At 35.7% G+C, this 11,371-nt stretch carries 7 protein-coding genes; 2 read left to right on the forward strand and 5 right to left on the reverse strand.

Translation table 11 applies throughout. The features are described 5' to 3' along the window. Positions 1-309: 309 nt before the first annotated feature. A complete protein-coding gene (locus ACP6PL_RS04535; protein WP_426542999.1) occupies positions 310-1,044 on the reverse strand; it encodes a Bax inhibitor-1/YccA family protein in 735 nt (244 codons plus the stop codon). Between the two features lie 622 nt (positions 1,045-1,666). On the opposite strand from ACP6PL_RS04535, the gene ACP6PL_RS04540 reads away from it, so the two are divergent. Next, on the forward strand, positions 1,667-2,308 hold the full coding sequence (locus ACP6PL_RS04540) for a PEP-CTERM sorting domain-containing protein (RefSeq protein WP_426543001.1): 642 nt from the start codon (positions 1,667-1,669) through the stop codon (positions 2,306-2,308). A gap of 769 nt (positions 2,309-3,077) precedes the next feature. Here ACP6PL_RS04540 and ACP6PL_RS04545 read toward each other — a convergent pair. From ACP6PL_RS04545 to ACP6PL_RS04560, 4 genes are all read right to left on the reverse strand, one after another. After that, positions 3,078-3,803, reverse strand: coding sequence for a pentapeptide repeat-containing protein (locus ACP6PL_RS04545; protein ID WP_426543003.1), 726 nt, complete (start codon positions 3,801-3,803; stop codon positions 3,078-3,080). Between the two features lie 527 nt (positions 3,804-4,330). Then, positions 4,331-6,940 carry a GAF domain-containing protein gene (locus ACP6PL_RS04550; protein ID WP_426543005.1) on the reverse strand — a complete coding sequence of 870 codons (2,610 nt, stop codon included), beginning with the start codon at positions 6,938-6,940 and terminating at the stop codon, positions 4,331-4,333. A gap of 258 nt (positions 6,941-7,198) precedes the next feature. Continuing rightward, positions 7,199-8,332, reverse strand: coding sequence for a glycosyltransferase (locus ACP6PL_RS04555; protein ID WP_426543007.1), 1,134 nt, complete (start codon positions 8,330-8,332; stop codon positions 7,199-7,201). 635 nt (positions 8,333-8,967) lie between these two features. Next, positions 8,968-10,230, reverse strand: a complete 1,263-nt coding sequence (locus tag ACP6PL_RS04560) for an NAD-dependent epimerase/dehydratase family protein (RefSeq protein WP_426543009.1) — start codon at positions 10,228-10,230, stop codon at positions 8,968-8,970. Between the two features lie 831 nt (positions 10,231-11,061). On the opposite strand from ACP6PL_RS04560, the gene ACP6PL_RS04565 reads away from it, so the two are divergent. Beyond that, a partial coding sequence (locus tag ACP6PL_RS04565; protein WP_426543011.1) for a hypothetical protein occupies positions 11,062-11,371 on the forward strand: 310 nt, incomplete at its 3' end.

Genomic DNA, 11,371 nt, shown 5'->3' on the forward strand with positions numbered 1-11,371 from the left:
CAATCGACCAAGAGAAAAGTGCTAGGATATTTCCTTATCTTCAATCCTCTCGGTTTTAACCAGAGGTAATTATCAATTATCCATTATCAATTATCAATTAATGAAAGGCTAGGGAAGGAAAATACCAAAAGTAGGGATTTGGTGACCAAACCCCTACAGAAGAGTAGATTTATTTCATCAACTACTCACTTTGATAAATAATCTAGTGCAAGATGACGGAAATAACTGAGCAGTGACAAAATACTCAAAGCCTTACCAATCAAAACTTCTGAATTCAGAATTCAGAATTCTGACTTCCGCGTAGTGGTACTAGTCGCGACCACCACCACTAATTGCAATTATAAGTCGCAGAATAAAGATAAATAGGTTGATGTAGGTTAAATACATCGAGAGAGCTGCGGGAATATACTGATCATCCCGATAAGTACGGGGTAAAATGTAAAAATCTACTACTGCAGCACCAGCAAATAAAAATACACCAATGCCAGAAATAGCTATTTCTAACCAACCTGCTGTATAAATACCAAAAAAGCTAAAAATAACTTGGCCTACAACTGCAACTAATAAGGCCATTATGCCGAGGCTGACAGTTTTTGTTAAGGCCATGCCATCTTCTTCAGACAAATTTGAGCCTATTTGACGAGCTGCAATAAAGGTTACACCGCAACCCAGGGCAGCAAAACCTACTCCCCCAATACCTACTCCTTGGGTACTTAAAGCTACAAATACTAAACCACTCAGGGTATATCCGGATAGCAAGCTATAAGTAGCTAATAAAGGTAGGGCTACATTGTTATTGCCTTTTTCCGCAATTCCACGGGCAACAAAAAATAGGACTAATTCTGTGATGAGGGCTATCCAGAATGTAGTCATAAATATACCTGGGTTAGACCTCAATACTCCTAGGCCACCAAAAGTACCTACTGCTGTAAGAACTAGGCCCCCCCCTACAAATGGTAAAGCATTGGCAATGACATTAGGGCCAACTAAGGATTGGCCTTGGGCTTCACGCATTGCTTGACGGAAATTACTGGTATTAGCCATGATAGTTTTTCTTAGTTAATCAAAAAGGATTTCTATCTTATATATATATTGTGACACTGGAGTTGATTTTGTGCATATACCAAATTAATCATTATTTGTAAATGATTTTGTACATACTTTGCAATAAGTTCATATTAGCTATAAATTCTGTTTCCACTCGATATAAATGCCTGGGTAACATTACTTGATTTTTCGGCACGATCAGTGGAATTGTGGTTGGAAATCTATATAAATCTTTTTTTCTTCATTTCTAATACATATAGCGTAAGTATGCTCAATGTAGTAGGTGTTAGATAGTAACAGGCTTAATCGTAAATACTTGGTTTGATGTAATAAAAGTTACAAGATTTTGATGAAATATCTCTGGTAAAACAGCATTAAATTGAGTGAAATTCCAGGAGAGTTTTTTAAAGATTCGGTAAAGTTCCGGAAAAAGGCTTGCAATCCTGAAGTGGAGTTAGCTAGAGTATAAATGTCAGGCAAAGAAAGGTTCACAAACCCCTAAAACTACGGAGAAGAAGTTAAAGCTTCTACCTAGAATAACAGGTAAATGAACTAAGTATTAACCTCGTAATTACTAAATAAAAATCTACATAACTAATTACCATCAGGAGTCTTCAAAATGAAAAACAAAATCTTTGCTTCTATCGCTGCTATTCCTTTCGCTGTAGGTACTGTATTCGCTGGTACTGGCGCTGCTAATGCTGTTGTAGGTAGCCTTGCCTTTAGTGATGGTACTGATGATTGGTATAGTGAAGTAAAACCAGGAGCTGGCGATACCTTTAATATTGAATTTAACCCTTTTGATCTTAACTTTGTTACTACCCAAAATGGCTACTTTACTCCTCCATTCGATGGTAGCCCTGTCCAAGGTATAGCAGCTTCTGTAGCAGAATTTGAATATGTTAGCTCCAGTGGTTCCGAGTTTACATACGCACTCACCAACGATCTAGTTTTTAACTTTACTAATGGAGCAATCGTTAGTTACCTAGCAGGTACTGAATTTGTAGGGTTTGAGAATGGTCCTGATAGTATACAGTTTGATTTGGGATTAAACGAATACGCAGTGGTTGAAAATATCGGAGAGACTGGCTTCTCCGTCTATGCTAACACGTTACAGTTTTCAGACACTTCATCCTTAGGTGGTGGTACATATAATGGAAGTGTAGATTTAGATGTATCTGTTCCTGAACCAACTACATTATTCGGTCTTGGTGTAGTTGCTACAGGTTTAGTTGCTAGCCGCCGCAAGAAAAGCTCCTAAGCAAAAATCTGGTAATAGGGTGAGCGATCGCCCATCTCTAACTAATAATATCGAATATTAGTGAGATAATAAGAAGTGTAGAACAAAATCAGCGATCGCATTCTCTTTGCCTAATATTTATAGTTATGAGGAATTTTCCCATTAACTCTAAATTAGACATTGGCATCTGCCATAATTAACAAACATCTACTACCATCGAAAAAGCTATAAAGAGGATTGAAAAAATCTTGTATAATCCTAGTTTTAGTAACTTTTAAAAACTATTTTAAATAGGGAGCTGTTCATAAATATTTGTTAGTGACTGCATACCTCAAAGAAAAAGTAAAAATTATCAGGGTAACAATAGTAGGAATGATAAGTAAATCATTCCTACTTTTTTAATATGATTTATTATGGCTAATATAGAATCTGGATAATTATATCATGTCCGGTTGAATAGTGATAATACAGTTTTTAGGTGGTAGGTAGTAGGTGTTAGGTGGTAGGTGGAAATTCAAGAGGGAAGACTTGATAGGAGTGGAAATTTGGGATATTTCTTCAACTATGATAAGAAAACATTTTTATTATACTTAATTATCCGGACATGATATTACTATAGCCAAGTCATTGCGACTGGAACGGAGTGGAAGGAAGCAATCTCTTATGTTTGCGATATTGCTTCCTATCGTCGCAATGACGACTTTTCATCCGGATTCTATATAATTAAGGAACGGGCAAGATGCCCCCAAACACAAAACTATTAAAATCCCAAGCGCATTTATGCAACGTCTTATTGGACTTCAGGAATTACTTTTGGCGGGGCACATTCTATAAAATTAGTTATTAAACATACACTTGGACCTATACTTGTACCACGCAAGTTAACTCCTTCTAAATTAGCTCCACTGAGATTAGCAAGAGTAATATTTGTTTCCATTAATTTAGCTTTCGTCAGGTTAGCATTAGAAAAATCTGCATCCTTCAAATTTGCTTGATGCATATTAGCATTGAAAAGATCGGATTCACTCAAATCAGCATTTTCTAAGTTAGCTCTAAACCAATATGATTGACGTAAATTTGCATTAGATAAATTAGCTCCACTAGCAAGAGATTCAATCAAATTTGCTTGAAATAGATTAGCATTTTCTAAATTTGCCTTTGTCAGATAAGCCCTAGATAAATTGGCATTACCTAAATAAGCATCTGTTAAATCTGCACCTCGAAGATCCGCATCATTCATTGTTGCTCTATCAAGGTTGGCATTAGAAAGATTAGCATCAGTAAGAATAGTCACTGCCAGGTTAGCGCCAGACAAATTTGCTCCTTCGAGATTTGCTCCTGCTAAATCAGCTCCAATCAAGTTAGCATTAGATAAGTTGGCTCTACTAAGATCACATCCTGAACATTCATTAGTTTCTAATAGTCTTCTGATAGCTGCTCGGTTAGCTGCTTTTGCTGAGTTTATCCAGCCAACTTGGGATAAAATAATGATAATTGCCAATATTGTTAGTTTCATATTTTGTATTTGAGGTAATTCAGTTATTAGTTATATAGCAATCCTATTCGAGTTGTAATATTTTGGTAGTAGTTAGGAGTCAGGAGTCAGGAGTCAGGAGTCAGGAGTCATAATTTTCTAGGCTTTCAGTTGAAATAGGCTATTATAAAACTTATCAAAAGCTATTTGGGATTACTATAGCAGGGAATAGGAAACAGTTGGAAAAATCTTGATAATTATAGATATACTCATTTAATTTAAGAATTAAACACTTTTTCGGCTAATCCTTTTATAGCAAGAAATACTTATCTCAATCTAAAGTGAAATGATATCAAGTCCGGTAGCATCAGTATTGTAAGTAAGGGTAAGGAAGAAGGAAGAAGTAAGAAGGAAGAAGGCTTAAAAGCTGGAAAAAACTTAAATTTCCTGTAGATATTTACCCTAACTTTTACACAAACGATACCAGCGGACATGATATGACTATAGTTTTCATTATTAATTATTAATTATTAATTATCCATTATCCATTATTAATTATTAATTATCCATTATTTAGTTGTCATAGTATAACTGCCATCCCAATTATTGGGTGGTGGAGTTTTTATATAGTCAAGCGATCGCTCAATATGTATAGCAACTGCTTCATCTTCAGGTCTAATTTTTTGCGCCGTCTCAAAATAATTAATTGCCTCAGCAAATTTCTTTTCTGTATAAGCTTGTCTAGCTTTAATATACAGTTCTAAAAACTCTTCTGTTTCGAGGTCAATAGGTTGAGAAATTGCACCAATCAATTCATAGATACTCACAGCTTTTTGTTTACCTTTAACTTTAACTTTATCTAACTCTCTGACCACAATATGATCCCTACAAAGTTGATAAGTAAACTCACTCAAAATAATATCACAGCCATATTGTTTAGTAATTGCTTCTAAACGGGAACTCAAATTTACACCATCACCAATTACTGTATAATCCATTCTTTTTTGGGAACCAATATTACCAGAAACCACTTCTCCCGAACTAATACCAATACCAATTTTAAATTGTGTTTCATTAGGACGAGACAAATTAAATTCTCGCAGACGGTGACGCATATCCAAAGCAGTTTTCACAGCCATCAAAGCATGATTTTCTAAAGATAATGGTGCGCCAAAAACTGCCATTAAAGCATCCCCAATAAATTTATCCAGAGTTCCTTCATGGTCAAATACTGCCTCTACCATTGTCTCGAAATATTGATTCAAAAGTTTAACTACTTCAGAAGCTTCTAGATCTTCTGTAATAGTTGTATAACCTCGAATATCAGAAAATAAAATAGTTACTTCTTTACGCTCTCCTTCGAGTAAAGCATCTTCACCTAAAGCCATTACTTGTTCTGCTACTCCTGGTGTCATGTATCGATACATAGCATTTTTCATGCGTTTTTCTTTACTAATATCTTCTAACACTACTAAGCCACCACGCACGCCACCTTCAGGATTTGTCAAGGGATTAACTGTTAAATTCACACTCCGTTCAAAGACTTGATCTATTTCTGATATATCTATTGATTTACTAATATTTTTGTGATTTTTATGATTATTTTGAATCTGATTTTCCTGAATATTTGTTGATATGTTTTCTCCCCAAGGAAAATAAATATTGGGATTTTTTTGGTCTGGAACTGCTAAGATATAGATTAGTTTTTCTTCCTCTTCTTTATCTTTGTCGATAAATGACCCTACTCGTAAGTTTTGTTCTGGAACATATTGTCTAGTACCATTATTCAGACTGTCTTTTAAACGGAACTTCAAATTTTCAATTGGTATAACTTCCCATAAATATCTACCAACTAATTTTTCCTCCCAAATTTGCCCACTTGTTTTACCTTTAACTTCATCTTTAATAGGGCAACCCAACATTTCTAAAGCTGCTTCATTAATAGTGACAATTTTGCCTTGCATATCTGTAGAAATTACAACATCAGACAAACTTTGTAGGATATCTTTCTGATATTGTTTTTCTACTAAAACATTTTCAAACAATTGAGAATTTTGGAGAGCAATACCTGCTTGAGCATTAAAAGCTAATAAAAATTGTTCATCTGAAGCAGTAAAACTACCCTGATTCTTATTAATTAACTGAGTTACCCCAATTAATTCACCTTTAGCATTGTAAACAGGCATACAAAGAATATTTCTTGTTTTATAACCTGTTTTTTGGTCTGTACTAGGGTCAAAACGAGGATCTATATAAGCATCAGGAATATTCAGAGTTTGTCCAGTAGAAGCAACATAACCAGCTATGCCACGATTTGCTGGTATTCTAATTTCCATCATTTTTTTTCTATCTGCTGTTGCGACCTTGGTCCAAAGTTCATTTGTTTCTTTACTAAGTAAAAACAATGTGCTACGGTCTGCTTGCATCAGATTACGAGCTTGATCCATAACAGCTCCTAAAGTTGTTTCTAGGTCTAGACTTTGACCTAAAGTTGTGGTAGCTTTAAGTAGTGCTGATACCCCTCGCTGATTCCGAGCTGCAACATAAAAAGATTGACAACTTTCAAGAATAATCCCCATTGAGTCAGCAAAAGAGCGGAATAATTGCTCATCTTCTCCATCGAAGGGGACATCATTTGCTTTATTCAGTAGTCGTACCACTGCTACTGGTCGTTGAGAGTTAGTGGTACTAAAAATTGGCATACAGAGGATAGTACGAGTATCATAACCTGGAGGTTGGTCTACCTCTTCATTGAATAAAGGGTGAATCTTAGCATCAGCAATGTTGAGTGCTTCTCCCGTAGTAGCCACATGACCTAAAATACCTACATTAATTGGTAAGTGGTACTCTTGAGATATACCTGTATCTTTGACAATTGTTTTGTACCAAAGTTGTTTTTTTTCTTGGTTAACCAAGAAAATACTTGTTTGATCTGCTTTCAGGACTTGACCAATTTTTACTGTAAAGGCATCTAATAGTTGTTCTAGTAGAGTTTCAACACCTTCATTATTAATTAAGTCAATGGCCCGGAGATATTGATGAAACTCTGCAGTAATAAAGTCCAGCAGACAAACAAACTCTCCTACTGGCAAATCCTTGACGCGAGTTGCCAGTAGACCCATACTATTAACTTGAGTCAATGTTGCAAGAATACTGCCAGCAGCGTTAGAGAATGTCATTTGGACTTCTTTTTCTTAAAGTTAAATGGCTCCAACTTTAGTTTATTTTGCTTTACTTAAATTTTCCAAAGTAGCAAGGTTAGTTTACCAAAAAAAAAGGGTTTAAACCTTTTTTTTGATATTTTTGGCATTGCTGAGTGGCGGGATGAATATAAGTCGTGTGGGCATCCTGCCCGCCCGAAAATATAAGGAACGGGCAAGATGCTCCCAAACACAAAACTATTAAAATCCCAAGCGCATTTATGCAACGCCATATTTTTAAGCTGCTGATAGCATGGAATAGGCAGAGATAATTTTTTGATAATAATTTCTTAACTGTTGAGTCGCTGCTGACCATCCCCACCGTTCGGCTTCAGCTCTAGCATTTTTCCGTAGGGTTTCTCGTTCTTCTGAGCGAGCTAAAAGGTTCTGAGTTGCCGTAATGGCTCCTTGTTCGTCAGCCGGATCGAATAGATAACCATTTATTCCATCTGTAACAATATCAGGAATGCCTCCTGAATTAGCAGCTACTACTGGGGTGCCTGCGGCCATTGCTTCTAAAAGTACTAATCCTAAAGTTTCGGTACGAGAAGGAAAAATAAAGGCATCGGCAGAAGCATAAGCAGAGGCTAATTCTTGACCACGCAAATAGCCCACAAAATGAGTAGGAGTGTCGGCAAAATGTTGTTCTAGGGTTTGTCTGTTAGGGCCATCACCTACAAGGGCTAGACAAGCATTAGGGATGGCCTCCAGTATTGGTTTAATACGCTCAATTTCTTTTTCTGCACCTAAACGCCCAACATATAGCAATATTGTACTATCTGGATTTCCTCGACTTAGGCGATCGCGCATTTCTAGACTTGCATGGTAGGGCTGAAATAATTCTGTATCTACTCCTCGCTGCCATAAGTCCACTCGTTCAATGCCATGATTTCTCAATTCTTCTACCATTGCTGTAGAGGTACAAAGATTTAGATCCGCTTGATTATGGCCTGATTTAAGTAATTCCCAAAGTAAGCCTTCGAGCATTCCTAAACCATAATGATGTAAGTACTGAGGCAAATGGGTATGGTAAGACGCCACAAGGGGAATATTCATTTTTTTTGCATAGAATAATCCACCTAAACCTAATACTGCAGGGTTTGCCACATGAATTATATCTGGCTTAAATTTTTCTAGCTCTTCTCCAATGGTGGGAGTTGGTATTGCTAATTTTAATTCTGGGTATAGTGGTAAAGGAAAACCGTCAATGCCACAAATTTTTGATCCTTTATATTCTGTAAGTCCTCCTGCTGGAGAAAATATTAGCACTTGGTCGCCTGCACGTTGTAGATGTTCAACGGTATGACACAGACGGGTAACTATACCATCTATTTTTGGTAGAAAAGTTTCGGTAAAAAGGGCTATCCTCATAAGTATATTAGGTTGGAAAATATTAGTCAGATATTTAAGCGAACTTGATAATATCAGTAATTAATAATCTTAGTTTGTGTATTATCTCTGAATTATCTACTGGATAAAAATTTTCTGTCGGTGTAATTAAGTTAATCTATTTACTTGATTCTCTATTACTGCCCTACTGTCGTACAAATTCTGTAATATCTTCTATCTTTATAATCCAATCTAGGCTATAATTGCGTAAAATTTTACCCTGTAGTTATAAGTCGTCCTAATTGAATTGCTAGTCCTTCCATTCTTTCTCCCATAGGGTTATGATCTGGGTCTCATTGTAGTCTAACAGGCGATCGCTTCAAAGTTTCTTTCCATTATTATTTAGAATAATAAATAGTTAGAATAACATTAGCTAAAATTTCATCAAATGCTGTGGGTTTTATAGTCACAGCAAAAATTAATTCATAATAGTTGAGTAATGTTATATCTTTAGCCTTTGTAGCAGAAAAGGTAATAAATAAATCTATTACCTCTTGCTTTAATGTGTAGATAAAACTCAGGTTTAAACTATTATCAAATTAATCGTCATCAGATTCCCACCACAAGCAAAATTACTACATCTACTGAATATGAATCTCTTAAAAAGGATATATTTTTTATTCAGTTTTAGATCCTACTGTACTTGCTACAGAACTTTGTTCCTTAGTTTTGGATACTATTGTATTTTGTGCAGAATCTGATTCCTTAGTTTTTTGTCTATGCCAAGATACTTTAGGTAAAATCTGATTTTTATCGACTCTTTCTTTGTATTTAATAGCAAAATTGAGCAAAGAATCTAACAAAGAATCAGATAAATAATGAGGTTTTAAACCAAGGTCTAATAGATTGGTATTTTTAGCATTGAAATAATGCTGCTCTAATTCTACTCTTGGGTTATCCAAGTGATTAATTTGTACATCTAAACCCATAGTTTTACCCGCTGTTTTTACCATTTCTGCTAGGTTTAGAACACTAAACATTTCTGTAAATTGGTTAAATACTCGGAACTTACCTGGTTCGGCGGGGTTAGCGATCGCTAGTTCCATGCAACGGACAGTATCTCTAATATCTAAGAATGCACGAGTTTGTCCACCTGAACCATAAACAGTTAGTGGGTGGTCAATTGCTGCTTGAATACAAAATCTATTGAGAGCTGTACCAAAAACTCCATCGTAGTCCAGGCGATTAATCAAAAGTTCGTCTTTGATAATTTCATCATCTAAAAGGCCAGTTAGAGCAACACCATATACAACACCTTGATTGAGGTCTGTAGCACGGAGGCCCCATATTTTGCAGGCAAAGTGAATATTGTGGCTATCGTGAACTTTACTTAAATGATAGAAAGACCCTGGTTGTTTGGGATAAGGCAGAGTATCCTTACGTCCATTATGTTCAATAGTAATGTAACCTTCTTCGATATCTATATTAGGAGTACCATATTCTCCCATAGTTCCCAATTTAACCAAGTGGGAGTCTGGAAAATCCTCTTTCATCGCATAGAGAATATTTAGAGTACCAACAACATTATTAACCTGGGTCATAACAGCGTGTTCCCTGTCAATCATAGAAAATGGAGCAGCACGCTGTTCACCAAAGTGGACTATAGATTCTGGTTCAAACTGACGTAGTGTTTTACTCAGGAAGTCGTAGTTAGTGATGTCTCCTATATGTAGATCAATTTTTTTGCCTGTCAGTTCTTTCCAACGTTGGATGCGTTTTTGAATAGGGGCAATAGGTGTGAGGGTTTCTACTTGAATTTCCATATCCCAGTGTCGCCGAACCATACTATCTAGGATACCTACTTCATAACCCTGACTAGAAAGATAAAGAGCGGTTGCCCAACCACAGTAGCCATCGCCACCAATTACTAGGACTTTCATAAATTTACTTTGAATCTTGCTTACTGATATTCGGTTAATGTACCAGGTCTTGGCAATTTTTGACACTCTCCCGTTAAATCAAAGACTTGTTGCTTAACGAAAATCAGACCTTAGAACTGGGAGCAAAGCCATTTCACAACATAATTGCTTTTCTGAGGCCAGGCTAAAGGTTTCATGTCACACTACCAAACTAAGGAGTCTTAAAATCAAATTAGGAAATTATCTCCCTATTTAAGATGAGTATGTGATTTTAATTGAGTATAAATTTAGGATTTCAAGTTCCAAATAAAATTTTAAATTAAATATTTTTATTTTCTCATTAGGGAACTTTCTAAAAAAATGAACGTCTCTAATATTATTTTTCATTTTTTTTGCTAATTAAATGTTTGGTGAAACGTTATTTTTTGTCATATCTTTAAGTTTTGTATTTTGTATTTTTTGATATAAAGAAAAGTTAAGAATATTTGATGGGTTTGATGTGAAGATTAAGTCAACTATTGGGACTAAGAGTAATTATAGTCTGGAATGAGAGCTAATGGTTTGTAATTCAGGAAACTGTTATAGAAAACGGGTTTTAGACCAGAATTAGTATTTGAGTTTTTAGATATAGCATCTATTTTAATTTCATTTAATTTCAGTTAAGTTGAAATAATTTAAAGGTTTTGGTTCATAAAAAATTTAGGTTTAGAGAGAGAAAGTGTTTGGCCAGTTAAACATTTTGTAACTCATGAGATTTACCTAGTATTTTGATAGCTAGATCACAAAATTTTTCTTCTCAAAAGAGAAATTCTCACTTATAATCTTGGAAAAATTACTTTTTTGAGAAAAGAAATGGATGATTTTTTTTCTGATGAATTTTTATCTGCAACTCAAGTTCCTTTTCCAGATCAAAATTTATTCGTTCCTTCACCTATTAACACTCTCATACCTGGACAGCCAACAACTATACCAGGCTTTGAGTTAGTTGATGGGCCTGAAATTATTCCTAATCAATTTGTCGAAGTTCCAATTCCAATAATACCCGGTCCTGCTGGTCCAACTGGTCCTGTCGGTCCCACTGGTGCTCCTGGTCCTGCTGGTCCAACTGGTCCTGTCGGTCCAACTGGTGCTCCTGGTCCTGCTGGTCCAATCGGTCCTGTCG

Origin of the sequence: Dapis purpurea BLCC-M126 (genome assembly GCF_050015975.1) — a bacterium.
Taxonomy (GTDB): Bacteria; Cyanobacteriota; Cyanobacteriia; order Cyanobacteriales; family Microcoleaceae; genus Trichodesmium.

Excerpts from the sequence above, each read along its gene's own strand:
- ACP6PL_RS04560 (WP_426543009.1), bottom strand. The coding sequence starts at position 10,230 with ATGAAAGTCCTAGTAATTGGTGGCGATGGCTACTGTGGTTGGGCAACC.
- ACP6PL_RS04555 (WP_426543007.1), bottom strand. The coding sequence starts at position 8,332 with ATGAGGATAGCCCTTTTTACCGAAACTTTTCTACCAAAAATAGATGGT.
- ACP6PL_RS04535 (WP_426542999.1), bottom strand. The coding sequence starts at position 1,044 with ATGGCTAATACCAGTAATTTCCGTCAAGCAATGCGTGAAGCCCAAGGC.
- ACP6PL_RS04550 (WP_426543005.1), bottom strand. The coding sequence starts at position 6,940 with ATGACATTCTCTAACGCTGCTGGCAGTATTCTTGCAACATTGACTCAA.
- ACP6PL_RS04545 (WP_426543003.1), bottom strand. The coding sequence starts at position 3,803 with ATGAAACTAACAATATTGGCAATTATCATTATTTTATCCCAAGTTGGC.
- ACP6PL_RS04540 (WP_426543001.1), top strand. The coding sequence starts at position 1,667 with ATGAAAAACAAAATCTTTGCTTCTATCGCTGCTATTCCTTTCGCTGTA.